Origin of the sequence: Steroidobacter flavus, from assembly GCF_042651805.1 — a bacterium.
GTDB lineage: Bacteria > Pseudomonadota > Gammaproteobacteria > Steroidobacterales > Steroidobacteraceae > Steroidobacter > Steroidobacter flavus.
Map to the genome: position 1 here is coordinate 674,661 of NZ_JBHSDU010000003.1, position 25,619 is coordinate 700,279.

At 61.5% G+C, this 25,619-nt stretch carries 21 protein-coding genes; 6 read left to right on the forward strand and 15 right to left on the reverse strand.

Going from position 1 to position 25,619, the window contains the following annotated elements; genetic code table 11:
• Nucleotides 1-3: 3 nt before the first annotated feature.
• The 3 genes from ACFPN2_RS08490 to cadR form a co-directional block, all read right to left on the reverse strand.
• Complete coding sequence (locus tag ACFPN2_RS08490) at nucleotides 4-1,272, reverse strand: lanthionine synthetase C family protein (protein WP_380596177.1); 1,269 nt, start codon at nucleotides 1,270-1,272, stop codon at nucleotides 4-6.
• A 53-nt stretch (nucleotides 1,273-1,325) separates the two neighbouring features.
• Entirely contained in the window at nucleotides 1,326-1,511 is a 186-nt protein-coding gene (locus tag ACFPN2_RS08495; protein ID WP_380596178.1) for a hypothetical protein, read from the reverse strand.
• A gap of 129 nt (nucleotides 1,512-1,640) precedes the next feature.
• Nucleotides 1,641-2,087 (reverse strand): Cd(II)/Pb(II)-responsive transcriptional regulator, encoded by a 447-nt coding sequence (gene cadR, locus ACFPN2_RS08500; RefSeq protein ID WP_380596179.1) that lies wholly within the window; start codon nucleotides 2,085-2,087, stop codon nucleotides 1,641-1,643.
• A gap of 73 nt (nucleotides 2,088-2,160) precedes the next feature.
• Here cadR and ACFPN2_RS08505 point away from each other — a divergent pair, with 73 nt between their 5' ends.
• Both ACFPN2_RS08505 and ACFPN2_RS08510 read left to right on the forward strand, forming a co-directional pair.
• Nucleotides 2,161-2,793, forward strand: coding sequence for a cation efflux transmembrane domain-containing protein (locus ACFPN2_RS08505; protein WP_380596180.1), 633 nt, complete (start codon nucleotides 2,161-2,163; stop codon nucleotides 2,791-2,793).
• 94 nt (nucleotides 2,794-2,887) lie between these two features.
• Nucleotides 2,888-3,283, forward strand: a complete 396-nt coding sequence (locus ACFPN2_RS08510; protein ID WP_380596181.1) for a GFA family protein — start codon at nucleotides 2,888-2,890, stop codon at nucleotides 3,281-3,283.
• Nucleotides 3,284-3,288: 5 nt separating this feature from the next.
• Here the strand turns inward: ACFPN2_RS08510 and ACFPN2_RS08515 are convergent, their stop codons facing one another.
• The 3 genes from ACFPN2_RS08515 to ACFPN2_RS08525 all read right to left on the reverse strand — a co-directional run bounded on the left by ACFPN2_RS08515 (nucleotide 3,289) and on the right by ACFPN2_RS08525 (nucleotide 7,417).
• Nucleotides 3,289-5,850: a TonB-dependent siderophore receptor gene (locus tag ACFPN2_RS08515; RefSeq protein ID WP_380596182.1), complete on the reverse strand. Its 2,562-nt coding sequence runs from the start codon at nucleotides 5,848-5,850 to the stop codon at nucleotides 3,289-3,291.
• Nucleotides 5,851-5,916: 66 nt separating this feature from the next.
• On the reverse strand, nucleotides 5,917-6,897 hold the full coding sequence (locus tag ACFPN2_RS08520; protein ID WP_380596183.1) for a FecR family protein: 981 nt from the start codon (nucleotides 6,895-6,897) through the stop codon (nucleotides 5,917-5,919).
• 1 nt (nucleotide 6,898) lies between these two features.
• Nucleotides 6,899-7,417 carry an RNA polymerase sigma factor gene (locus ACFPN2_RS08525; RefSeq protein ID WP_380596184.1) on the reverse strand — a complete coding sequence of 173 codons (519 nt, stop codon included), beginning with the start codon at nucleotides 7,415-7,417 and terminating at the stop codon, nucleotides 6,899-6,901.
• A gap of 136 nt (nucleotides 7,418-7,553) precedes the next feature.
• Between ACFPN2_RS08525 and ACFPN2_RS08530 the strand changes: the two genes are divergently transcribed.
• On the forward strand, nucleotides 7,554-8,282 hold the full coding sequence (locus ACFPN2_RS08530) for a DUF4197 domain-containing protein (RefSeq protein WP_380596185.1): 729 nt from the start codon (nucleotides 7,554-7,556) through the stop codon (nucleotides 8,280-8,282).
• Here the strand turns inward: ACFPN2_RS08530 and ACFPN2_RS08535 are convergent.
• The 6 genes from ACFPN2_RS08535 to ACFPN2_RS08560 form a co-directional block, all read right to left on the reverse strand.
• Entirely contained in the window at nucleotides 8,279-8,974 is a 696-nt protein-coding gene (locus ACFPN2_RS08535; protein ID WP_380596186.1) for a DUF6445 family protein, read from the reverse strand. The genes ACFPN2_RS08530 and ACFPN2_RS08535 overlap by 4 nt on opposite strands.
• Nucleotides 8,975-9,029: 55 nt before the next feature.
• Complete coding sequence (locus tag ACFPN2_RS08540) at nucleotides 9,030-9,671, reverse strand: thioredoxin family protein (RefSeq protein ID WP_380596187.1); 642 nt, start codon at nucleotides 9,669-9,671, stop codon at nucleotides 9,030-9,032.
• Nucleotides 9,672-10,024: 353 nt separating this feature from the next.
• Nucleotides 10,025-12,610, reverse strand: coding sequence for a TonB-dependent siderophore receptor (locus tag ACFPN2_RS08545; RefSeq protein WP_380596188.1), 2,586 nt, complete (start codon nucleotides 12,608-12,610; stop codon nucleotides 10,025-10,027).
• Between the two features lie 84 nt (nucleotides 12,611-12,694).
• The gene (locus ACFPN2_RS08550) at nucleotides 12,695-13,621 is read right to left on the reverse strand and encodes a FecR family protein (protein ID WP_380596189.1); all 927 of its coding nucleotides are present in this window, start codon (nucleotides 13,619-13,621) and stop codon (nucleotides 12,695-12,697) included.
• Entirely contained in the window at nucleotides 13,612-14,124 is a 513-nt protein-coding gene (locus ACFPN2_RS08555; protein WP_380596190.1) for an RNA polymerase sigma factor, read from the reverse strand. Before ACFPN2_RS08555 ends, ACFPN2_RS08550 begins: the two co-directional genes overlap by 10 nt.
• 148 nt (nucleotides 14,125-14,272) lie before the next feature.
• Nucleotides 14,273-15,547 (reverse strand): cytochrome P450, encoded by a 1,275-nt coding sequence (locus ACFPN2_RS08560; RefSeq protein WP_380596191.1) that lies wholly within the window; start codon nucleotides 15,545-15,547, stop codon nucleotides 14,273-14,275.
• Between the two features lie 165 nt (nucleotides 15,548-15,712).
• Between ACFPN2_RS08560 and ACFPN2_RS08565 the strand changes: the two genes are divergently transcribed.
• Nucleotides 15,713-16,264, forward strand: a complete 552-nt coding sequence (locus ACFPN2_RS08565; protein ID WP_380596192.1) for a TetR/AcrR family transcriptional regulator — start codon at nucleotides 15,713-15,715, stop codon at nucleotides 16,262-16,264.
• Between the two features lie 45 nt (nucleotides 16,265-16,309).
• Here the strand turns inward: ACFPN2_RS08565 and ACFPN2_RS08570 are convergent, their stop codons facing one another.
• The 3 genes from ACFPN2_RS08570 to ACFPN2_RS08580 form a co-directional block, all read right to left on the reverse strand.
• Nucleotides 16,310-18,898: a TonB-dependent receptor gene (locus tag ACFPN2_RS08570; protein WP_380596193.1), complete on the reverse strand. Its 2,589-nt coding sequence runs from the start codon at nucleotides 18,896-18,898 to the stop codon at nucleotides 16,310-16,312.
• A gap of 371 nt (nucleotides 18,899-19,269) precedes the next feature.
• Nucleotides 19,270-20,154, reverse strand: a complete 885-nt coding sequence (locus ACFPN2_RS08575) for a hypothetical protein (protein WP_380596194.1) — start codon at nucleotides 20,152-20,154, stop codon at nucleotides 19,270-19,272.
• A gap of 205 nt (nucleotides 20,155-20,359) precedes the next feature.
• Nucleotides 20,360-22,567 carry a TonB-dependent siderophore receptor gene (locus ACFPN2_RS08580; protein WP_380596195.1) on the reverse strand — a complete coding sequence of 736 codons (2,208 nt, stop codon included), beginning with the start codon at nucleotides 22,565-22,567 and terminating at the stop codon, nucleotides 20,360-20,362.
• A 165-nt stretch (nucleotides 22,568-22,732) separates the two neighbouring features.
• On the opposite strand from ACFPN2_RS08580, the gene ACFPN2_RS08585 reads away from it, so the two are divergent.
• On the forward strand, nucleotides 22,733-23,470 hold the full coding sequence (locus ACFPN2_RS08585; RefSeq protein ID WP_380596196.1) for an alpha/beta fold hydrolase: 738 nt from the start codon (nucleotides 22,733-22,735) through the stop codon (nucleotides 23,468-23,470).
• Between the two features lie 68 nt (nucleotides 23,471-23,538).
• Complete coding sequence (locus ACFPN2_RS08590) at nucleotides 23,539-25,602, forward strand: hypothetical protein (RefSeq protein ID WP_380596197.1); 2,064 nt, start codon at nucleotides 23,539-23,541, stop codon at nucleotides 25,600-25,602.
• The last annotated feature ends 17 nt before the right edge of the window (nucleotides 25,603-25,619 follow it).

Genomic DNA, 25,619 nt, shown 5'->3' on the forward strand with positions numbered 1-25,619 from the left:
GCCTCACTGAACCTTCGCTGGAATGTCGAGCATGAACACCTCGTCCCAGGCGGGCTGCATCAGTGCGAGCATTCCGATCAACATCAGCCCGATACCGCAGGTGCCATCGATCAGGGAGGCACTTGGCTGCCACAAGGCGCGCTCCGGCTCGTTCGGCAGCAGCGGACAATAAGCCATGAAACCCGCGCGGCCCTGGCCCGGGACTCGCATTTTCAAGCCTTCGCCGAGCCATCGATGCGCAGCTTCGAGCAACGTCGGCTCACCGGTGGCTGCGTGCAGCTTCATGAAGATATGCGCGTTGCCGATCGCGCCATGGCAGAAACCCGCATCGACGACACCGCTGCTTTCCATCGGCCGCTTCGCGGCGTTCAAAGCGAGATCGATAGCCTCCGCTTCCCAGTCGAGCCGTCCCGCATGTCGTGCTGTCGAGAGCAACGCGACGGACACGCTCAGGTCGCCATAGCACCACGCAAGTCGCGCACCGTCGGGCTCGCGCATGGGATCGTCAGTGAACGTGTAACCGAACCGCGAGCCGTTCCTGAAATTTCGACGCTGCAGAAGCAACCATTCCGTGGCTTCCGCCGCCAACTCGCTTGCCCCCGCGCGTGAGAGAAACACGAGCGCGCCGGGAACGCCATGCGACAGCCCAAGGTTGAAACATCCTTCCGGATGACTGTTCACCGAGATCGCGGACATTCTCTCCGGTGCGTGAAACCACGTGCGCCGCCCGTCCGCACACACTGCCGTCACTTCGAGCGCACGCCGCGCTCTTTGTACGATCTCTGCTCCAAGCGGACGATGTCTGCGCGCCAGCCCATAGAGCCCGATTCCGCTCAGTCCGGAAACGAGCTCACAGAGCATCTCGTCGCCCTGTTCGTTCAGCACATCGAGCGCGGCGCGATCGGATACATCGCACAAGTCGTCGATGTCGTCGAGCCAATTCAAGCTGTGCAAATGATTGGCGGCCCACGAAATACCCATGAAGCCCGAAAACAGATCGAAACGTCCGCCGAGGTCGCCCAGCTTGCTCACAGCGGCTTGCAGATGCGCGAGCATCAACTCGCGATGTTGTTCCGCGCGCTGCGAATTCAGCAGCCCGCTCTCAGCAAGATAGGCGTGAAACAACGCAAAGCCCGCCTCGCCATTGCCAAGCGATGCAATCGTGTGCTCATCCCCCGGCGCGGGCAGCGAACGCGCGATCTCGAACAACGCTTCGCGCGCGGCCCGAGCCAGACTTTCATCCAGCGTAGGTATCCACGTTTTCAGATTCATTGCCGTGAGGTGCGGGGAGACGGATCTCCCCGCTTGCGATGGTTAATCGCCGATCAGCACGGGCAGGGATAGCAGTTCTTACTATTCGTCGTGCAGCCGGAGGTACACGGTTTGCCCGCGGTGCAGTCCGCCATCTCCGAGATCGGCCGGGCGGCGCCACCCTGCACGCGGCTCGCGTCCTTCGGGGTCAGCACTTTCAGAGTCTCGCGATCCAACACCAGTTTTTTCTTGGTGGTCATAATCGATTTCCTTTGCGTTCAGTCGTAGTTGATGGCCGCTGCCACCGGGGCCGCCGCACGGGCACGAGGTTGTGACCGCTTTCAAACGGCTCCCATCCTTTTGGGAGCGCAAAGGACTGGGAAACCGGCTCAGGATTGTTGCGTTTTTCGGATATCTGCTCGCTTCGAAGCGCTCGGCTGCGACAAGCCCGCGAGAATTGCGCATTCGCTCACACTTTTAATGGAGCCGCAGCGGAGCCGTAACGTTTCCAGATCCTTCTGCAATCGCTGCAGTTCCGCCACGCGGCGAGTCACGTCGGCAAGGTGATCGTCGATCAGCGTATTCACCTGTTCGCAACTCTTCTGCGGATGGTCCTTCAGCGCGAGCAGCGAGGAGATTTCCTCCAGCGTCATGTCCAGGGCGCGGCACTGGCGGATGAAAACCAGACGCTCGCGATGAGTCTCCGAGTACAACCGAAAGTTTCCTGCTGAGCGCTCCGGTTTCGGCAGCAATGCCTCGCGCTCGTAGTAACGAATCGTTGCCACGGGTACGTCCACATGACGCGCCAACTCGCCGATCTGATACGCCTTGGCCATTGCGGGTCTCCTCTTGACCCTCAAGTTACTACAGAGTGTTCAATGGCGATCCCCTGCTATCGAAGGATCTGCCGTGAGTAGTGACTGCCACAAAGGAAGCTGCTGTGCCCCGCCGCCGGGTAACTCAGCGCGGTTTCGCCGTGCCCTGTGGATTGCGCTGGCCGTCAACGGCGCGATGTTCGCTATCGAACTCTCCGCCGCCTGGCACGCGAGCTCGGTCTCCCTGCTGGCCGATGCCGTCGATTTCCTGGGCGATTCGGCCAACTACGCCATCTCGCTGTTCGTGCTGGGGCTGGCGCCTGCCTGGCGATCCCGAAGCGCCCTGATCAAAGGCATTTCGATGGGAGTCTATGGAATCTTTGTTTTCCGACAGACCGCCTGGACGGCGCTCAACGGTACCGTTCCCGATGCAGCCACGATGAGCAAAGTCGGCTTCCTCGCGCTCGCTGCCAACGTCGGTGTGGCACTCCTGCTCTATAGCTTCCGCGATGGCGACGCCAACATGCGCTCGGTGTGGTTGTGCTCCCGAAACGATGCCATCGGCAACGTCGCCGTGCTACTCGCCGCACTCGGTGTATTTGGCACAGGCAGCGGATGGCCGGACCTGCTCGTTGCGACCCTCATGAGCGCACTGGCGGTGTTCGCAGCGGTCAGTGTGGTGAAGCAATCACTGGCGGAACTTCGCGGAAGGAAGTCGCGCTCGTAGTGCTGCTGACGGCCGTCGCCATCGGCCTGTTCAAACGGCATATGCCAGCGCTTCGTTGTAACATTCAAACTCCTTGATGCTTGGAGGAGTCGCCATGAACCGATTCACGGGCGGTTGTCTGTGCGGCAACGTGCGAATGGTCGCATCGGGGCTTCCCTATCGGGTCGGCATTTGTCACTGCCTCGACTGCCGCAAACATCACGGCGCGCTCTTTCACGCGTCCGCGATATTCCCTCAGGATGCAGTTACCATCGAGGGCGAGACCCGCGAATACGCCGGCCGCTCTTTTTGTCCCCGCTGCGGCTCATCGGTGTTCTCACGCAGCGCCGACGAAATCGAAGTGCACCTGGGTTCGCTGGACGCGCCCGATCAACTGCAGCCCTCTTACGAACTCTGGACTGTTCGGCGTGAGTCCTGGCTGCCGCCATTTCCGGTCAAGAGACGATACGAACGCGATCGTGACGCCACGAGTCGCGAGGAATCGCCGTAACCGGACTACCATTTAGCTTTGAGACTGAGAGTGAACTGACGTGGCGGACCATAGTAGTTGTATCCGATGACGAAGCCCATTTGCTCGTAGTACCGCTCATCTGTCAGGTTGTCCACGTTGAGTGCCAGCTCGTAGCTCTTCGAGGCGCGATACGAAACGCGGCCGTTGAAGAACACGAACGGATCCTGGGTGTATTCCGCCTTTTCCGTGCGAACGTAGTTGCCATTCGCGTCGATCACGTAGTACTCGGCCGACATGAAGTGCTCCGACTGTCCCTGCGCGCCCAGGCCGAATGCCCATTTCCCGCCAAGCGCACGTGGCGTCCAGTCGACCCACGCCTTGAGCGAATGGCGCGGTGTGATCTCGCTGAACGTTTTAGTCGTCGACACTGTTTCGTTATCGTTCAGAACATACCCGAATGTGAAGTGCAGGTCCGAGCCCAGGTCACCCACCAGCTCGAGATCGGCACCCCGGCTCCTGGCGATCGTTCCGCCTCGCTCATAGCACTGACTTGCACCGGTCGGCCGGCAGGTAAATCGATGCGGGATCACGGGCGTGCCGACATCCGTCCGGTCCAGTTTGTAAAGGCTCGCGGATAGGTCCGTGCCCCAGCGCTCGACGCGCATCTTCAGGCCGAGCTCCTCGTTGCGATAGGTCGAGGGCTCCAGCGGATCGCCATTGACGTCGTATTGCGCGAACTGAATCTCGTATCCTTCCGCCCGGGTGTAAAAGAGCTGCGTCGAGTCTGAGAATCGATAGCCCGCGACCCAGTAGGGCTTGATGCTTCCGGGATCGTTTGCCGTGCTCTGGCTCGCGATGTTGCCGGTGGCGTTGAATGATTTCGCCTTCGAATCGTTGATGCTATGCCTTGCACCGATGGTCACGAATGCTCCGCCGATGCTGACATCGTCCTGAACGTAAATGCCATATCGCATGCCCACGGTGCGCGCAGCCCCATCGGCCGCGGCAAGCCTCGGTGTGACGAGAGCGGGATTGAAATTGGGAAACTGCAGGGGAAACGACAGATCGTCCCGACTCTGATAGCTGTAGTCATTCACGTAGGAGAGGTTGGCCCCCATCACGAACCGGTGGCGCGTAAAGCCGAGATCCGCCGATCCGGAAAGTGTTCCATCGACACCCGCGCTGTAGCCCTCAGACCTGTAAGTACGTGAGCGAAATCTACCGCTGTCGTATGCGGTGTTACGGTCGAGCGCATAGATGGAATATTGCGTCGTGTGCCCCTCGGAATCGTAGTTCTCGTAATTGATGGACAACCGGCCTTGCAGCCAATCGAGCATCGTTCCGTTCAGCTCCGCGAACAGCTTCTGATTCCGGTTCTGGTCGATGACTCCTGGATACGTATAGTTCGTGCTCGCGGGCAGATTCAAATCGTTGCCGTCGATAGCGCGAGGTACGCCGAGATAGCGCCCGCGATTCGTTGCACCCGATATTTCGACGCCAATCGCCGCCTCCGCGCGCTCGGACAACTCGTAAGTGAGGATTCCGTAGCCCGTGGACGACGACGCAGACGCGTAGTCATAGAAGAACTCGTGCTCGTCGACGGCAGCGGCGAAGCGACCTTTGATCCTCTTGTCCTCCGACAGCGCTCGTGACGCGTCGACCTCGAAGCGCGTGGCATCCCAACTGCCTCCCTTCAACGCCATCGATGTCGTATCGAGTACACCGGGTCGTTTGCGAACGAGATTGATGACGCCGCCCGGACTACCCTTGCCGGCGAACAGCCCATCGGGGCCACGCAGGACCTCTACATGGTCGTAACCGATCAGGTCGATGGGCGTCGTCGTGGCGCGAATCGCGGCCGGAGCTCCACCATCGGTCGTGATGCTGGATATCTCATAGCCGCGAGAACGAATCTGCACCGGTGTGGTGATCGAGTTGTAGCTCCGCCCGATCGTTATTCCGGTCGCCCGCTGCAGAGCGTGCTCGAGATCGACGATGTTCTCGTCCTCGAGACGCTGCTGCGTGAGAACCGAGATCGATCGCGGAATATCCATGACGTCAGCAGCCACCTTGCCCCCGGACGTCACGCCTCGCGGCCGATAGCTACCCGTGCCGTCGGTTATCGTGTCACTGGAGGACACCGACCGGCCCGTCAGTCCATGATCGAATGACTCCGCGCCTGTGGACTCGCCGCTGCCTTCCACTCGCACCGGGCCAAGAAGCCGCGTATCGGATGCGCCCGATGCCTTCTCGATCGTGATGGTTCGAGTGCCCGTCGTACGAAACTTCAGCCCCGTCCCGGCGAGCAATCGGCCCAGCGCATCGGTCGCGCTCATCCGCCCTTTCAACCCTTGTGAGGCGAGCCCTTGCGTAAGCTCGGAGCTATACGCGAACCTCAAGCCCGCCTGTTCGGCAAGGTCCGTCAGGGCAGCAGCGAGAGACTTCGGAGCGATCGAGAAATCAATCAGTTCCGCCGCGCTATTCCTATCGCTTTCGTTCGCGGCCTCGGCCGCTTGAGCGGCGAGAGGGATAACCCCGCCTGCGCCGAGCGCCAGAGCCAGCACCGCGCTCAAAAGATTGGATTTGCAGTCAGCTCGCGTGTTCATCGGTTCCCTATCCTGCTGTGAACTTGTGACGTTCACTGCTTTAGACTGGAACCGATGGGGCGATCCTCAATCGGGCGTGCTGATGACTATCAGGTAGGGCGTGATCGTGCGTACCCGGATGGGCACGGCGGCCGACAGCATGCGTAGCGAATCCATCGGCTTGGTGAGATCGAGCACGGCATTGACGGAGAGTTGCGCAACGTCATCGTCGACGACGATCCAGCCCCGATGATAATGTGACAGCGCATCGGCCACCTCGCCCAACGATTGAGGTTCGGCGACGAGCCGACCTTCACGCCACGCAGCGATGCGCGATATCGCCATTGTGCTGACCGGCTCCAACGCGCCGTTCGCATCGATGCGCACCGACTCGCCTTCGCGCAAGGTCACGCGCTCCCTCTCTGAAGACTGAACCGCCACCGCGTGCTCACTGACTGAAACCGTCACACTGCCATCGTCCCGGCGATCTATCTCGAAGGCAGTGCCGAGCACGGTGACTGTCGTGTTGCCCGCATCGACTTCGAACGTACGCCCGGCATCGCGCGCCACTTGGAAGAACGCCTTGCCAGAACGCAGCTCGACGCGTCGGCGCCCGGCGCTCAGATCGACATCCATCGATGCATTCGCGTTCAGGCTCACACGGGAGCCATCCGCGAGTGTCACGTCGCGCACTTCACCGGTCGCCGCAGTGAAATCCGCCCAAGGCGTGCTCGGAACGAACGTGAGCCACACACTGAGCCCGACCGCGAGCACCACGGTGGCTGCAAGCGCCATGAATTGCGCGCTCAATGGCTGCTTTGCCACGGGCACGACCGGGCTCAACGGCTGCGCCACGTGGAGCAGGCCACTCTTGGGATCGAGCTCGAGCCCGGTGGCGATATCCCAAATATCTTCCGCTTCCTGAAACGCGAGCTCGTGCTCCGGATCGGCGGCTCGCCAGGCGCGAATGGCCGCGTGATCCGCCGGCGTCGCAGTCCCGGAGCGCTCCTGAGTCACTCTGCGAATGGCTTCATCCGATACCGCCAAGGCGACGAACTTCTGGGTCACCTCAAACCTCCTCTTCACGCAATCGATCGCGGCAATGACCGAGTGCACGCATGACGTGCTTCTCCACCATGCTGACGGAGATGCCCAGCCGCTGCGCGATGACGCGATGATCCAGCCCTTGCAGCTTGTTGAGCACGAACGCTTCCCGGCACGCCGCGGGTAATTCGTTGAGCGCCGTCGCCATCCGCTGCAGGCGCTGCTGTGAGTGAATCTGCGCTTCAGGCGTGGGCGCTAACGAGACAACTTTGGATAAATCCTCGCGCCACTCGCGATGCCGCTGCTCGGTCCGCAGCCGCTCGGTATGATCGATCGCCGCATTACGCGCGGCCGTAAAAAGATAAGTCTTGGGGTAGTCGACGGTGGTTGCGTCGACGTTGCGAGTGGAGAACTTGAGATAAACATCCTGGGCAATGTCTTCGGCGGTCTGCGCGTTACCGACAATCGCCGAAACGAACCGGACCAGATGCCGATGATGCAAACGCACCAGCTCGCGGAGCTTGAACCCGCCTTCATTTGACATCGCTACGCCCTACCCGCCGCTGCCGACCTCGTGCAGCTCACTGTTCCCTGCAGAAACGAGCAATGCGGTCCAGCGCCGCAACGGGCCTCGAGTCGCGATACACTCCGCCCTTCCGCAAGAACGTATCGGGACTGTCATGCAAATTCGTCGAATTGCTCGCGCGCTAGCGATCGTGAGCCTGGCCGCTGCGATGAGCTCGGGCTTGGGCGCGTGCGCGGAGATGTCGCAGGTTCTGCAGTCGGGCGCCGGAGTCGCCGGTAATTCCAATCAATCCGCCCTGAGCCGCGCGGTGAAGGAATCGCTCGAGCTGGGCAGCACCCGGGCGGCGGACCTTCTGTCAAAAACCGGCGGCTATCAGAACAGCTCGCTGTACCGCATCCGACTGCCAGAATCGGTGCAGCCCATCGCCACCCGGCTACGACAGTTTGGCCTGGGCGGGCAGATCGACCAGATCGAGAAACTCATGAATCAGGGAGCCGAGCATGCCGCGGTCGAAGCGAAAGGCGTCTTCGTCAACGCCGTGCGAAGCATGACGATTACAGATGCGATGGGCATCGTGCGCGGGAGCGACACGGCCGCCACCGCCTACTTCCGCCAGCACACCGAAGCTGAATTACGACAGAAGTATCTGCCCATCATCCAGAACAATCTGAAGCAGATCGGCTTCTACAATCAGTATCAGCAACTGCTGAGCGCTTACAAACAATTGCCGCTGACCAACAAGCCCGACCTGGACCTGGAACAGCATGTGGTGACACAGAGCCTGAATGCGCTGTTCACTCAAGTCGGCGAAGAAGAGAAGGCGATTCGTAAGGATCCGATCGGTCGCGGCAGCAGCGCGATCGCAGCGGTGTTCGGCCGTTAAGCCGGATCGACGAAGCAGTTGATCGAAAGCCGGCCGGTTCTTGGATTCGGATCCGGCACGAAGGCGCGGTCGATCGAGCCCGAGTGCAGGGAATTGCGCCGATAGACGAGCATGCGATTGAAGACGCCCTCGGCTCGGGCAATTTCTTCGAACAGCGCCGTGTCGCCATTGATGTATTCCGACGCCGGCCGATCCGGGCCGGCGCATTCGGAGTCGAGTGCACGCGAGTACACGGGCCCGCGCTCCCGATCCAGATATTCGTAGCCCGTGGATCGGTGGCGATAGAACGCGGTGCCGCCGTGGTTCTCCCTGAACAGATAATGGATGGTCGCCAGCCCTTCGGGCGCGAGTGAATCCACGTGTGGCAGACGCTGTAACAGCGAGAGCTCCGCGGGCGGTGTTGTCACCAAGGAGTAGTGACACATGCTCAGGCGCAAGGATGGGCTGGTGAGACCGAAGTACTCGCCGACCAACTCGGGCAAGTGAGTCACCAGGAAGTGTTCGTACGAAGGCGGCGCCTTGACCCGAATGCCTGGATAGTACTGCCCACCCGAGGCGAACGGCGCCGTGGCCGCTTTCTTCACCAGCCGCTCGGGGTCGGCGATGAAATTGTCGATCACCACGAGCGGCGCGCCCTCGCGTCCGAGCGTAAGTTTCTCGATTCGGAGCTGAGAGTGCAGGTCCAGGATCATGACTTGAGCGTACGTCTCCTCGTTCGCTGAAGTCGATTGTAATCGGGCCGGCGGCCTACGTCAGCGGCACCATATCATCGAGCGCGTCGAGCCATTCGGCGGTTCCCAAGCCACCGCCACGCTTGACTTCCTTCAGCCCGCCGTTCTTGAACAGCAGGAAGGTCGGCAGACCGCGCACGGCGAAGCGCTCCGCCAGCTGCGCATCCCGGCCCTTGCTCGCCGCATAACAATCCATCGTCGTCTGGAAGCGCTGGCGAGTCGTTGCCAGCGCCCGGTCCATCATGCGACTGGCAATGCAGCCTCTGGAAACAAATGCCACGAACACCCAGGGCTTCTGACGGACCAGCGCATCGAACTCGGTCGCTGCCCCGAGCTGCGGCCACGAACTGAACGCGAGCGCGTCTTCTTTCGGCGCGCTCGCCCGCAACGCCGCCACGCGATCTCCTTTTGAGAGACCTGCGCCGGGGACGACCTTGCAATCCACATACCACGCGCTCACCGCCAGCCGAAAGCGCTCGTACACCTGACGCTCGGCTCGCGACAGGGCGCGCGTCCCTTCGCTTGCCTTCCGCAGCCGAACTTCTCGTAACAGCTCGGCCGGCAGGTCCGGACAGCCCTGCTCCGCCAGGTAGCGGTCGAGACTGGCCTGGTCGTCGATATTCACATCGTGCACATAGTCGAACGGGTAGCCGGACAAAGTAACGCTCTCTTCACTGAATTACCTGGAACGAGCCGGCCGACCTCCAGCCGCAATCAGAACGCCGCCGATACAGTCACCTTCGCCGAGCTCGGCGTACCGAAGTAACAAAAACCCTCCAATGGTGTGGCAGGCATCGCCCGCCACTCGCGGCAGGCGCAGCCAGATTTCCTGCGCGATGCCTTCGCGGTGGCTTCACAACGCAGCCGTCGTGCCAGGAACCGGATCAAATCCGGCCGATGACTCGCTCACGCTGCGAAAAGCGCCACCTGATCGTCGCTGAATGACATGCTGACCGAAAGAACGAGTCGGCCGGGCTGACACCGCAACACGGCCGGCTCAGGCAGGGTTGCTTACCACGCCCCTCGAACGGACAGCACGTAGCTGCGTGGCGCGCCGTAGAGATTGCCGCTGCCGACGCCGCCGATCGCCTCCCAATACGTCTTGTCGAGCAGGTTGTCGATATTCAGACGGACGGCGAACTTCTCGGTGAGCTGATACTCCAGCGAGCCGTCGAGAATGACGTAGGGCTTCACCGTGAACTCATAGGGAATGTAGGGCGGGATCGGCGCACCGGTGATTGGATTCGTGTCCGTGGGAATCGAGCCCTTGGTGTAGTACTTGGACTGGCCGTTCGCGCCGAAGCCGAAGCTCCACTTCTCGAGCGAGGGCGGTGCGTACGTGGTCCACAGCTTGAACAGCTGATTGGGCGGACGAGTGTTGAACGTCTGACCCGTCTCCGTGTTGTAGCCCGTCTTGTTCTCGAGATGCGAGAACGTGTAGCTAGCCGTCAGTTGCAGGCCATCGAGCACTTCACCGACCACCTCGACATCGTAGCCGCGGCTCTGCTTCTCCTGATCGTTGAAGAAGAAACAACAGCCGCCGCCATCCGGAAAGCTCCGAGGCTCCACGGACTCGTCAAGCGAATAGAAACCGCGCTCGCTGATCAGATAGCTCGAAATGCCGGCGGTCAACCGCCCGCCCCGCAGGGAAAACTTGAATCCGAGCTCCCACTGATCGGAGTGCGTCGGATCCAGCGCCTTCTGATTCCTGTCGCGCAATACGGTTGAGCTGCTGTAGATGTCGGTATAGCTCAGATGCGTCGTCACCCACGGCGCGATCTCATAAGTCAGCGCGTAATACGGGATCGGCACGTTCTGGTTGAAGCGGTTCACGGACCTGTCGTTGCGCTCCTCCACCAGGCCGAACTGCGGGATGGCGGGATAGTTGATCCACGTCCGGCTGTCGGAGGAGCTGCGGTTCAGACCGACCGTCGCGCTCAAGCTCGACGTGAACTCGACACTTGCTTTGAAGTACTGCGCTTCGTGCCGACCTTTGCCGGACAGTAACTGGTAGTAGAGGATGAGTTCGTCGTCACCGGGCTCCGGCACCGATCCCGGGTCGAAGTTGAACAGATCGATCGGATGGGCGGCGCCGTCGACATAGACTTTCTGACCGTCGTTCATCAGAGAGTCCGCCCGGTTGGCGCCCAACAGCAGCTCCAGCTTGCGACCGCCCCAGAGCTCGAAGCTGCCGCTGAGATTCACGTCCTTGCTGATGGCAGTGTGGCCCCACTTGGAGCGATAGCCGTTGGCCCGGAGTCCTTGCAAGGTGACCGGATTGATGCGGCCGCCGACGAATGCGTACTTGAACTCCGCATCGCTGCGCAGACGTGAGTAGCTGGCTTTCAACAGCCACTGCGAATTCGCGAGCCAATCGAGGTCGAACGCATATTCGCCGTTCACGAAATATTCGGTGTTGCTGGCCTCTTCGTGGTTCCAGGGCGCCACGAAACTGGTATCGCGCGCGAAGCCGATGTCGTCGCCGTTGCTGAATCGCGGCAGTCCGCCATACCACAACTTGCCCTCAGTCTCGGTCTCGCTGACGCCGACGCGTACCGCGCTGTTCGGCACTGGATTGGCTTCGATCACCGCGTACAGCGTCGTGCCTTCGTCTTCGGCGTCGTCGTAGAAATATTTGTTTTCTTCCGACATCACCACCAGCCGCCCTTTCAAGCCCGCGAAGCCGAGCGGCGAGCTCAAGTCCGCCATGACGCGATGGCCGCCGACGCCGGTGGCGGACAGGTCCAGGAGCGCCTGCGCATGGTCGAGCGGCTTCTTTCTGCTCAGATTGATGGTGCCGGCGGGCGAGCCCATGCTCGAAAACAAACCGTCCGGACCGCGCACGATCTCGACGTGGTCGTACTGGGAGAGATCGATGCCGCCGTAGGCACCCAGGTTATAGAGGCCGGCGACCAGCGTGCCGTCGATCATGAAACCGCTCACCTCGTAGCCGCGCGAGTAGATGTGGTTCTGATACTCCAGCCCTTTGGAGAACGTGATGCCCGGCGCGCGTTCCAACGCCTCTTCCATCGTGAACAGGTTTTGATCTTTGATCTGCTCGGAGGTGATGACACTGACCGACTGCGGAATATCCTTCATCGCCGCCGCGGTCTTCGAACCCACAGTGATTGCGCCCGTGGTGTAGCTGCCGGTGCCTTCAGTCGCGGTGGGATCGGTGCTGCCGTTGACGCCGCTCATTCCATTGCCCGCGGCTGTGAGACGAGGCTGTTCGGCACCTTCGACTTGCACCGGCCCAATCACGCGTACCGAATCCTTGCGTGCGCGCTCCAGCGTCACGACGCCGGCGCTGGTGTAGCGATAGCTGAAGCCCGAGCCTTCGAGTGCGGCTTTGAGCGCCTGGTCCGCCGTGAACCGCCCCTTCACCGCCGGCGCAACGATCTGCATCGTGCCCTGCGAGTCATACAGCACCTGCAGCCCGGTCAGCGAAGCGATCTGCGTAATGGTTCGAGGCAAGGGCTGAGAGCCGATGTCGAAATCGAAGGAGCGATTGCGTTCGGCGGTCGTCTCCGACGTCGTGTCCCCGGAGGCCAGCACCGGTGCCGCCAGGGCCAGCAGCAAAACGGACTCTCGTAACATGCTCGAAGCTCCGCCGAATTGAACGAGCGCACATCGCACCCGGCCAACTCGACGCTTCGGCAGTCTCGATCCCCTATCGCTGGCTCAATAAATCACGGTCACGCCAAAAGGCAGGCGCGTGACACGAAGTTGTAATGTGCGCTCGATGGTCCCGAGCGCTTGCTCGGTGTCTGGCAGATTGAATACGCCGGTGACCCGGCGGGCGCGTGCGTCGGCGTCCGCAATCAGAATCGGGCCGCGTCGATAACGATTGAGGTCGGCGACGACGGTCTCGAACGGTGCGTCATAGAAGATGGCTTTGCGCTCGCGCCACGCGACGGCCGACTGCGGATCGAAGGACGTTTGTTGTCGAACCTGGTCCTGCTCGACGAACCCTTGCATGCCGGCGGTCAATTGCAGCGTCTGGGTGGAACCATGAACCGGTGCAAGCTCCACGCGCCCATCGTCCACCGTGACGATCACTTGCTCGTCCTGCATTTTCACGTTGAACCGGGTGCCCAGCACGCGAACGCGCGCATCGCCGGCAGCAATCACGAACGGATGTTGGGGGTCGTGCGCGATCTCGAAATAAGCTTCACCGCGATACATCGTGACGCCACGGTCGCCGTCGCTCTTGGCGATGGCAGTGCCTGTGTTCAACGTGACCGTCGAGCCGTCCGACAACCGCAGTGTTTCGAACTCACCCGCGGCGGTCACCGCGTCGCTTTGAAGATCGGCGATTCGATCCCGCGGCCCTACGCCGAGCAGAACAGCGGCGAGCACGCTGGCGGCGAGTGCGAACGCCCGGCGTCGATTGCGACGCCGCTCCGCCAATCGACGCATCGGCTGATGTAACACGCCGAGCAATGCCCGCATCTCATCGAAGGCGGCGGCATGCGCGGGACTGCGCGCCTTCCACGCTTCAACGCTGGCTTGCAGACTCGCCTGCGCCGGCTGCTCCTGCAATCGCATCACCCAGATCGTCGCCTCTTCGCGCAAGGCGTCCACGGGCTCGCGTTCCATCACGGCCATAATCCCTCCTTGGCCAGCCGCTCCCGACAATGCAACAGCGCTTTGGCGACCTGATGTTCGACCGTCTTCTCGGCGATACCGAGCCGCTGCGCGACCTCTTTCACGGACAGTCCTTCGCCTCGATACAGAATGAATACTTCTTTGCGCTTGGGCGGCAATTCCTCGACAACCTTCATCAGGAACTCGAGCGCCTCGCGATAGTGCAGCCGGTCTTCGGCGCGTGGCGCAGGCTCCGGCACCTCGGCAACATCCGACGCCTCGCCCACAACGGTCGCGCGAAAGCGGCGACGGCGCAGCCAGTCGCCGGCCAGGTTGGAGGCGACCCGCTGCAGAAAAGCTTCGGGATTCTCGGGAGCGTCGGTCTGAGACGAACGGGCGATCCGCAGCCAGATATCGTTCAACAGATCCTGACTGGCCTGCTCGCACCCCGTGCGCCGGCGCAAAAAGCGCGCGAGCAGCTCCCGCTGCTTGAGATAGGCCGCCGCCAGCGATGCACTCGACATGAGACTTGAGCCGTTCCGAAGGATGTCTTCGAACAGGAACGAGCAGGCGGGACCGGCCCCGCAACGGCCCGGTCAGGGGGCGGCGTGTTACATCCAGCTGCCGCCGTTGACGTTGATCTCTTGCCCGGTGATGTAACTTGCACCATGCTCATCGACCTTTCCCCGTCAATGTCAGATGCAGCGCCGACAGGCCACGAATAATGAAGCTGGGCTCGAAATCCAGATTCCGGTTGCCGCGCGGCCCATGTTTCTCTGCGGACAGATCGATCGCCGAGGTCTGCTCGAGAAAGCGCTCGAGGATGATCCGCACTTCCACACGGGCGAGCGGCGCGCCGGCGCAGACATGCGCGCCGCGTCCGAAGGCAACGTGCTCTTTGATCTTGTCGCGATTGAGCTGGAACTGCGTAGGCTCGGGCCAGCGGCGGGGATCCCGATTGGCCGCGGCCAAAGCCAGGAAGACCTTCGTACCTACCGGAATCTCCACGCCGCCGATCCGAGTGTTCTTGCGCGCCAGACGCGCCGTCATTTTCGTCGAGCCTTCCAGGCGCAGGACTTCCTCGATGAGTTGAGGAATGAGTGCAGGATCGGCGCGCAACTTGTCCTGCAGCCCGGGCACGTCGACGATGTAACGCACCGAATTACCGAGCAGCTTGGCGCTCGTGTCCTGCCCCGCGCCGAACAGGAAGGTGGCGAGCCGGACGATCTCCATGAGATCCGGCGTCGAGCCGTCGGGATAGGTGGCGTTCGCTAGCTCGGACAACACGTCGGAGCGCGGATTGGCGCGGCGATCCATCACGTACTGCGCGAAGTATCGGCCCATGAACTCCAGCGGACCGTTCTGCGCCTGTTGATCTTCCGTCTCGATATTTCCGGGCGGCGGACCGGCGGCGATCACTTCCATGAACAGCTTGCGATCATCGGCGGGCACGCCGAGCAGATCCGCGATGACGAGCGTGACGAACGGCGTGGCGATCTCGTTGATCATCTCGCAGCCGCCTCGCGCCACCGCGTCCCTCACCAACTCGCCGGCGTACTCGCGAATGAACTCCTCGTTCGCCTTGAGACGCGAGGGCGTGAACAAGCGGCTGAGGATGGACCGCGACATCGAGTGCTGCCGATCGTCATAGGCGACCAGCAGATCGCCGCCGATGAACTGACTGCGATGAGCTTCGATCTGCGGCGTCAGGTCCTCGCCTTGCGGAGTGAACGGCAACGGCATGGCCGGCCCTTGAGGCGCGATCGCCGAGGAGAAATCGGCCGTGTTGCTCAAGACCTCGAGCGCCTCGGCATAGCCGGTCACGACCACGACACCCCGATGAGGCAGCGTGTACACCGGCCCTCTGGCGCGGACCGCCTCGAAATACTCGTACGGCTCTTTCAACACCGAGAAGTCGGTGAAGTAGTCGCGTTCTTCCATTCGCATGACTGGTCCCCCGCTGCGATGGAACTATGAAACACCATGTTGCTAAGATAAGCAACACTATGAATCATAGTTTGTCGGCTACAATGGCATCCCATGGCATCGAGAACGCACCGGCCTCACTTATCAGCGGCGCAAGATCCGCGCGCGGTTCACACCCGCGAATCTATGCGCACCGCGCTGCTGGAACTGTTGGAAGAGAAGCCGCTGGATCAGATCAGCATCCGTGACATCGCAGCCCGCGCGGGCATCAGCTATGTCACCTTCTTCCGCCATCACCCGACGAAAGAATCGCTGCTGCATGCGGTCGCGGCCGATCAGGTTCGTCAGCTGTCCGAGCTGATGCTGCCGGCGCTGGAAGCGGACGACACGCGCACCGCTTCGGTGAATTTGTGTACCTACGTCGATTCGCACCGCAAGCTTTGGTCCACGCTGCTGACGGGCGGCGCGGCTTCGGTGTTGCGCGAGGAACTGCTCAAGAAGTCCAGCGAAGTGGCGTCCACCCGCTCGAATCCAAACAACTGGCTGCCGCCCGAGCTGGCCGTGACGTTCAATGTGACTTGTACGATCGAGTTGTTGAGCTGGTGGCTGCGCCAAAAGCGCCCCGTCTCCATCGACCGGATCGCGGAGATTCAAGAGCGCATCATCATCAACCCCACCATCGATGCCGACCGGAACTGGGCTCAGCGCGCTAAAACCAAGCGCGCCAAGCGTTCCTGACCCAAGGCTGCGCCACTCAACGAGCGCAGCCCGGGGAGACCGACCTCAATCTCCAAAGCGATAGCGCAAGCGCACGCCGTACATGCGCGGCTCGCCGAGCGACGCGTATTCGCTGCCCGAAGTCGCCAGGCCCGGAACGTACTGGTAGTACTCCTCGTCGGTGACGTTGGTCGCGAATACGGACGCATCCACGGAGGTTCCCGCGATGCCGTCCCAGTTCACGTTTAGATTGAGCAGATTGCGACTGTCGATCGTTCCCAGGTCCTGGCCATACAGCGCCACGATCGCAGGATCGTGATAGCCGTAAGTGGTCAGCTGCTCGTCAGTGTGCACGAACGTCGCGCCGAACGTGATCGATCCCACCGTCTCGGGCAAGCGCCAGGTGTAGTTCGCCGATAGCGCATATTTGTTCTCGGGCGACAGCGCGAGCGGCGCACCGCTTTCGATCTGCGAAGTCTGCACCTGATAGTTCGGATCGACCGTCGTCACCGAATCGATGCTTCTGATCTCGGCCTTGAGATACGTGTAGCTGGCATCGAGCGTGAGCCCATCGAGCGGCGAAATCGACAGCTCGATTTCCGCGCCATAGATGCGCGACTTACCGGCATTCATGACCGCCGTCGTCGGCGACACCGGCGCCGTGGCGCCCGTCACTGGATCGACGCGAGCGTCGAAGCCGAACTGCAGCTGCTGATCGCTGAAGTCGTTATAGAACGCGGCGATGTTGAACAGACCGCGCACTGCCGAGCGGAAGCTGGTCTTCAAACCAACTTCGAAGTTATCGACCTGCTCCGGATCGAAGGTGCGGTGGTCGATGGGCGCGTTGGTGAACACGCCACCCGCGCGATAGCCGCGAGCGTACTTGCCGTACACCAGCACGTCGTCGCCGGGCTTGTAATCCAGGCCGAGCAACCAGGTGGGCTTGTCGGACTCCTGTTTCAGATACTGACTGCAGTTATTCGCAGTCGTCGATGGATCCGTACAACGTTGCGTCGGAGCGCCGAGGAATGGCGGCAACACCGGGAAGTTATAGGTGATGCGCTGAGCGTTGTTCGTCTGCTCGTCCCACGTGTAACGCAGGCCGCCCGTCAACGTAAACTGACTGGACAGATCGTAGCTCGACTGCGCATAAATGCCGCGGCTCCGATACGTCGTCCTGCCGGCCGTGTAGTTGACTGCAGCGACATTGATTGGCACCGGAAAGCCGAGTTGCTGACTCAGCGCGACGCTGAACACGCTGCCGATCGGGTCGCTGCAGGCGAGTGACGCCAGGTCAGTGCACGCCGCCAGCTGCGGCGATTGATTGCCCACAGTGCTGAGTGGATCGCTCCATTCCAGATAACCGCCGGCCTGATACCTCAACCGCCCATCCTCGCTGCCTCCTTGCAGCTGCAGCTCTTCGGTGTACGTGGACTGATCCGCTATGTTGTGACCCGGAATTGCAAACACGCCCGTGAACACAGCCGGCACACCACGGAAGAAGACTGGTTGATACGCCGCGGGCAGCGTGCTCGCCTGCCAGTTCGTACCGAACAGCGGCGAGCGCTGCTCATTGGTGAACTCGGCATAGCTTGCGATGTTCTTGAGCGTGACTGTGTCGCTCACATGCCAGCTCGTCGTATTGATCAGCTGCCATTGCTCGATGAGCGAAATCGGATTGGGCACGGCCGCCTGCACGTCATGAAAGTCCGTGCCGCGCGCCTGCTCGGACTGCAGCTGTCCGCAGGAAAGAATGCCGACGAAGTTGCGCAAGCCGATCTGCGGATTGGGCGGATTGTAGCCAGTCGGATTGCAAGCGATCAGTTTCTCCACGCTGCCATGGGTGTCCGACTTGCTCCAGGACGCAATGGTGTAATTCTCGAGATTCGGCGTGAGATCGAGCACCAGGCTGGCACGCACGGCGCTGTAGTTAACGTCGTTGTAGTCCTTCGGCCCGATGCCCGAGATATTGTTCAGATATCCCTCGCGCTCCTGATGATCCGCCGCGAGACGAAACCGCGCGTTCTCGCCGAAGGGCGCATTCAACGCCGCCTGCAGCCGATACATATCGTAGTCGCCGTACGACCCTTCGATATATCCACCGAAATCGCCCGTCGGCTTCTGTGGCACGAGCAGTACGGCACCGCCGGTCGTGTTTCGTCCGAACAGCGTGCCCTGCGGGCCTTTCAAGATCTGCACGTTTTGTAGATCGAAGAAGCTGCCGGGGCCGACGCCGTCGCCCGCCTGCGTGCCTTGTGTCGGGCCGCGCGGTGCGACCACATCGGCAAAGTAAGTGCCCACCGAAGGCTGCGTGCCGAGCTCTTGAACGAAACCGCGGATCGCGAAGCTCGTGTTCTCGATGCCGAAATTACTGTTCGCCGACAGCGACGGCGTGAAGTTCGCGAGATCGACCGCGTTGGTCACGTTGCGATTCGCCAGCTGTTCCTGGTTGTAAACGGTGATGGAGATCGGAACGTCCTGCAGTCGTTCCTCGGTGCGTCGGGCGGTGACGATGATTTCGTTGAGCTCGTCGATCGCCACATCGCTGGCCGTATTGGACGGCGGTGCTTGAGACAACGCGGGTAAGCTCACTCCCAAGCCTGCCGCCAGCGCGGCGCCGAGGACCAACGAACGCTTGTGCAACTCCGCCTTCATGGCTCTCCCCCTTCCCGATTCTGTTTTTACATGAAACGACTATCCGTCTTGTGGCGCGACCTTCACCTGCAAGCCGTCGAGCGCAGCCGTGATACGAATCTCAAGGTGCGACCGCTCTCGACCTCCAGCTCACGAACTTCCCCGTCGACGCCGGTCACCACAACCTTGGGCATGAATGTCACCGATCCGGGAGGAATTCGAGCTATCCACGGCGGCAACTTGCGTTGACCGTGGTGCTGTCGCGAGGCCGCCCGTTGCACTTATGAAACACAGTGTTACCTTAAGAAACACTGTGTATCACAGATTCGGGCTTGTCAACTTCACCGGAGGAGTTGCGCACGCCTTGGAACAAGGCGTGCGCGGTCAGCGAGTTATTGCTGAAGCGTCCAATTCACCGACTCGGTGAGCATGGAGCCATTCGACAGTTCGACCGTCCATTCAATCGGCGCACCCGCGGCCAGCGGCAGCACTGCATCGGCGTTCGGACACAGCACTGCGGGCTGGCCAGCGCTGGTCGGCGGCGGCACCAGCGTGCAATACCCCGGGTAGCCGATCGGCAACGGCGCGCCATTGGCCTTCGCGATCACATTCACGACGTTGCTGTTACGAGGCAGCGTCAACGCCGCGTCGAAGTGTTGATTGGGCAGGAAGCTGCCGGCGGCCGGCGACACTTCGAGGGTATCCGCGACGATCAGCTCCGCGCTCTCGATCTCAGCGCGGATGAAATACGATAAGCCCGGCCCGTTGATCGTGATGCTCTTCGTGCTGTAGTCGGCCAGAGTAGGCGCGGCAGCCGGCAGCGCCGTCGATTGGGTCACGCTGCCATAGCCGAAAAATTGCACCATGATGTTGCCGACCTCCGTTCCGTTCGACAGCGGCTTGTTCTGGAAACTGGAAATCCAGAAAGCGCCTGCCGAGCCAGGCTCCTCCGCCTGGACGGTGATGTAGATTTCCTGCGTGGGCTGCACACTCTCGAACACGAACCCACCCGTCGCGAAACGCACGCGCGCCTCATTGGCATAGGGACGGTAGTTGCCGACACTTGGATCCGGCGAAAGATCCGGCGTGTTGGTGTTGTAAACATAGGTTCCGGTCAAGCGCGAGCCTTGCACGATCTTGCCGTTGAACAAGCCTTGCATATCGACCGCATTGATGACTCTCGCCACCACTTTCACGCGCACGACCTCCGCCATCGCCGGTGCACACGCCAGTGCCGACAACAACAGACTGCTGACAAACAATGCTGCCTTCTTCATGGTTCTCCCTAACGTAAGTTGCGAGTTTGATGGAAGCGCGAATCCATCACGCGCAACAGCGCCTCGCCAGGGAGCAGTTAGTGACTGAGCCGGCGGCGCACGAACGGCGCCGCGAACGTTGCAGCTATTGGCCGATCCCTGGCGGTTCCCTGCTGCCGGCCTCAATCATTGAGGCCGTGTTTCCGAATTCGCGCTCGTATAGTACTCATTCGAAGCTCGCCTTCACAGTGAACATGAAGTTACGAGGCTCGCCGTACCAGTTGCCGTTGCTCAGTCCGCCGATGGTGCGCAGATAGGTCTTGTCCGTCAGATTGTTTACGTTGAGCGCCAGATCGATCGTGTCGTTGAGCTGATAGCTGGCGCGAGTCGACCAGATCGCATAGCCGCCTTGTTGAAAGCGAATCGCACCGGAGGTTTTGTACGCTTCGGTCTGCGCGTTGACGCCACCGCCGACGCTCAGACGGGACAGCACGCCCGGCAGCTTATAGTCGGTCCATACCCGCACGCTGTGCTTCGGCGTGAACGAGCTGAGCGGCTTGCCCTCATTGGCGCTCGGTGTGCCGGTGGCGGTCTTGTCGCGCAGATATTCGGTGGTCGTGTAAGTGTAGCCGGCGAACACGTTCCACGACTCGGTCAGCGTGCCGTTGATTTCGGCATCGAAGCCACGGCTGCGCACCTCGCCTTCGGCGATGGAGCAAACGCCGCCCACGGGCGACGCGGGGCAAGGATTCGGCGTATTCGGATCGGTCTGACGACGGTTGACCTCTTCGATCTGGTAGGCCGCGAAAGAAACATTGGCCAGGCCTTCGAACAACTCGCCTTTCAGTCCGATCTCGTAGCTTTGACCTTCGGCCGGATCGAGCGGCTCGCCCGCCGCGGTGTAGCTACTGGCCTGGGATGTGAATGTCTCGGCATAGCTCACATAGGTCGACCAGTTCTTGCCGAGCTCATAGGAGACGGCGCCGTACGGCGTGAACACATCGCTGTCCTTGGCGTGCGCGCTCGTCAGGCCGGTGACCTTGTTGAAGACCTCGTTCTCGTACTCACTGAAGCGGCCGCCGACGATTACGCTCAACGGATCGGTCAGTCGGAAACGCACGGAACCGAAGAATCCCGTCTGCTCCGTCGTTTCTTCAGTACGCGTCTTCGCACGCGCCGGCACAGTCGGGAACACTGCATACTGGCTCGGATCGAAGGCGAGCGGATTGATGGCCGGATTCGGCACCGTGAACAGCTGGCTGTCCAGATCGTAAGTGCGCTTCCAGTAGTTCGCGCCGACGATGACATCGTGACGACGCCCGAAGGCGTCGAAGCCGCCGGTCAACGTCGCGTCAGCGGAGTTTTGATTGCCGATCAGGTGCTGATTGAACGCAGAGAGGGTCGATCCCGTCAGCGTGGTCACGTTGACCGTGCCGAACGCCGAGCCGGAATGATCGTGATTGTCCTCGCGATCGTTCAGCGCCCCGATCTTCAATTCCCACACATCGTTGAAACGATGTTTCAGATCGGCGAACACCGTGGTGCTCTTGGCATTGGTGTCGGACCAGGCGGCGTTGAGATAAGTCGAACGGCTCAGGTTCAGCGACCTGCCATCGGCGTAACGCGGCAGGCCGGCGTAGAACGGCGTCATCTGGTTCTCTTCGTACTTCATGCCGGCCGCAATCGTGGTCGACGAGCCCAGGTCGTACTCGATGATGCCGTAGCCGAGGGGCTTCTTCGTTTCGGCGACGTCATAGAAGAACTCTCGATCCTGATAGGCCGCCACGAAGCGGCCGCGCAAGCTGCCCGAGCCGTTCAAGCCGCCGGTCACGTCGAGCTCGCTGCGATAGTTGTTCCACGATCCGACGCTGAGCGAGCCGCGCACGGCGAAATCGGCGCTGGCACGTTTGCGAACCAGGTTCACGGTGCCGCCCGGCGTCGAGGCGCCGGCAAACAATCCCGCCGGTCCGCGCAGCACTTCGACACGGTCGTAAATCGCGGTGTCGCCCTGAATCGCAAAGCCCTTGGCAGTCTGACTGAACTGGGTCGGCACCCCGTCGAATTGCACCGAGCTGATCTGGAAGCCGCGCGAGTAGAAGGCACGCTCATAGCTGCTGTTCTGCTCGACGACGATGCCGGTCGCGGCCTGCAACGCTTCATCGAGCGTCTGCAAGTTCTGATCTTCGAGGCGCTCGCGCGTGATGACGGTGACCGAGTTGGTGACGTCTTTCAGCCGCTGCGAGCCTTTGCCGATGGTCGCGCTCGACGCGCCGTAAGAGCCTGTGCCTTCGGTGGTGTCGCCGATCTCGCTCGCCTCGACCCGCAGCTTCTTGAGCTTCTGCGCGTCCTCGCTTTCTTGCGCCGATGCGGATGTGACAGCGGCAAACGCGAGCACGAGAGCGACACCCGCGCGAACGGAACCAACGCAAGCCATGCGAACTCCTCAACGACAAATGATTGAGCGAGTGCTTGCCGGATCGATGATGGGGCCGCTGGAGTCGCACTCGCGAGCGGCGGGCGGGCTCCGGGGAAGGAGCGTGGCTAGCAGTTCCAGATGCGAGCTATTCTCAGGTAGTGCCACAAGGATTGCAACTTCGCCATGGCGCTCGGTACCCTGCGCGCGAAGGAAATTCTCAACGTGACCGAACGACTCCCGCTGTTATTGTTGCCCGGCCTGTTATGCGATCAGCGGCTGTGGCGTGATCAAGCTCGCGACCTCGGCGACATCGCCGAGCCCACCCTCCCGGATCTCACGCTCGATGACAGCTTGAGCGCGATGGCCAAACGCGTCCTCGACGCCGCGCCCGAGCGCTTCGCGCTGGCGGCGCTGTCGATGGGCGGTTATGTCGCGTTCGAAATCCTGCGTCAGCAACCGGAACGCGTGACACGACTTGCGCTCGTGGATACCAGCGCCGCGCTCGACTCACCGCAACGAGTGACGCAACGATTGGCCGGTATCCAGTCGTTGAAGCACGGACGATTCTTCGGCGTCACGACCCGCATGTTGCCGCAGCTCGTTCACACCCAGCATGTGCATGGCCCGATCGGCGAAGAAGTGCAAGCGATGGCCAAGCGCGTCGGCGGCGAAGCCTTCCTGCGTCAGCAGAACGCCATTCTCAATCGGCCCGACTCGCGACCGTTGCTAGCGTCGATCAAAGTTCCGACGCTCGTTGCGGTCGGCGACTCGGACATTCTGACGCCGCCGAGCGATGCTGAAGACATGCATCGGCAGATCGCGGGCTCGACCTATCATGTGTTTCCCGAGTGCGGCCATTTGCCGCCGATGGAAGTGCCGGAGCAGACATCGCAGCTGCTACGCCGCTGGCTCCTTGAATAAATTTCACGACTGACGACGGTGGTCGCCACCGTATGGCATCGAGTCGCGACCCGGCGCATGATCGCCGCATGAGTCGCATCGTTGCAGTCATCAGTGGCTTCGTCAGCGTCATCGCACTCGCCAGTTGTGCGATGACCAAATCTCCGCCCGCCGCTCCACCGACACTGAGCTTTCAGATCGACGAGGGGCGCAACATCAACAGCTTCATGCGCGAAGGCGCGGTCGCTGCGCATTTGTTACTACGATCCGGCACGGACCCACGCATTCTCGTGGCGTTCCCTGCAGGCAATAGTGGCGTGGGCCTTTGGTTCAACAAGAGCGAGCAGCCGGTTGCTTGGACGCTTTCTCAGCCCCCTGCTCCCGTGTCGGAGAAAGATGCGGAAGGTCGGTCGCTTCATGGCATCGAAGCGGAGGTCACAGTCGATACCGCGAGGCTCAATATCCATGAAGCCGTGCTGTCCTCAGTGCGTGTGCTGCGTGACTATCAAGCGCTCGGCACGCTGCCGGAAGGCATCGCCGTTGCGCCTGCTGTTATCGGCGATCGCATCGAATGGGCCCGATCGCGACTGGATGGCGCGGCGGGCTATCGGCTCTCGATTGAAGCGCTCGATGGCGCGCAGGTTTCGAACGAAGCCATCACTGGCAGCGGCAAGCTGCGATTGAAGATCGTCGCGTTGACTGGCGAGACGCCACTCACGCCGATCGACAACACCTCGCTACTGACCGCGACCGCCGCTCGCGACACGCGTGCTCGTGACGTGCTCACCTTTCTCAGTTATCGCGAGAAGTACCTCGCAGGCTCGTGGCGCTTCGACACCTACTTCGGTCGCGACACCATGATGTCGCTGACGCTGCTCGCGCCGGTGCTGCAAAACCTGGCCATCGAGAGCGGCATCGGCGCAGTGCTGACTCGCCTCGCGCCGAATGGAGAGGTCGCGCACGAAGAAGACATTGGTGAGTTCGCCGTCCTCCGCAATTTGAAGGAGGGTCGCGGCGCCATCGACACGCCGATCTACGACTACGGAATGATCGACGACGACTTCATGCTCGCGCCGGTTACCGCCAATTGGCTGTTGGAGACCGAAGGCCGAACCGTTGCACAGAAGTTTCTCTCGGACAAGAACGCCACCGGCCAGCGACAGGGTGACTCGCTCGTGCGGAACCTGGTGTGGGTGGTGGAACGCACGGCCGCGTTCGCCGCCGATCCGAAGGCTTCGAATCTGGTCGGCCTCAAGGAAGGCCGCATGACCGGGCAATGGCGCGACAGCGAGGAAGGTCTCGGTCGAGGACGTTACGCCTATGACGTGAACGCAGTCTTCGTTCCCGCCGCGCTCGATGCGATCGATCGATTGCTCAAGAGCGGCTTGCTCGATAGCTATCTCACGGATGCCCAACGTCGCACGCTGCAGAAAGCAAGCACTCAACACGACGCGTGGTCGCGCAACGCGCCACCGATGTTTACAGTGACCTTGCCTGCTAAACAGGCGCGAGATCAGGTGTCAGCTTATGCGACCGCTCTCGGCGTGGACGCGAAGGCGCCGCTCGCCGCACTCGACAGCGGCCTGCGCGAGCAGTCGCTGACGTTCAATGCGCTCTCGCTCGATGCGAATGGCCAGCCGATCCCGATCATGCATTCCGACGATGGTTTCGCGCTGTTGTTCACCCAGCCGACGGCTGCACAGCTGCAACGTTCGATCGATGCCCTCATGCGGCCGTTTCCCGCGGGGCTGCTGACGCCCGTAGGCATGTTGGTCGCGAATCCTGCGTTTGCCGATCGCGAGACGCAGTCACGCTTCGACAACACGGCGTATCACGGCACGGTTGTATGGTCGTGGCAGCAGGCGGTGTTCGCGGCGGGATTGAGTCGTCAGCTGGCGCGGACGGACTTGTCTGCCGATCTTCGCACTCGATTGCAGACGGCGCGGTCGCAACTGTGGAAGGCAATCGACGCCGGCAACTCGTTTCGGTCTTCGGAGCTTTGGTCGTGGTCGTTCTCGAACGGTCAGTATCGACCCGAAGCGTTCGGACAGCACAACACCCACGCGGATGAATCGAACGCCGCTCAGCTCTGGAGCACGGTGTATCTATCGTTCCAGAACGGCGAGTGGCTGGGCGCCCGGCAGGCGCAATGAATCGACCGTAACCTGGC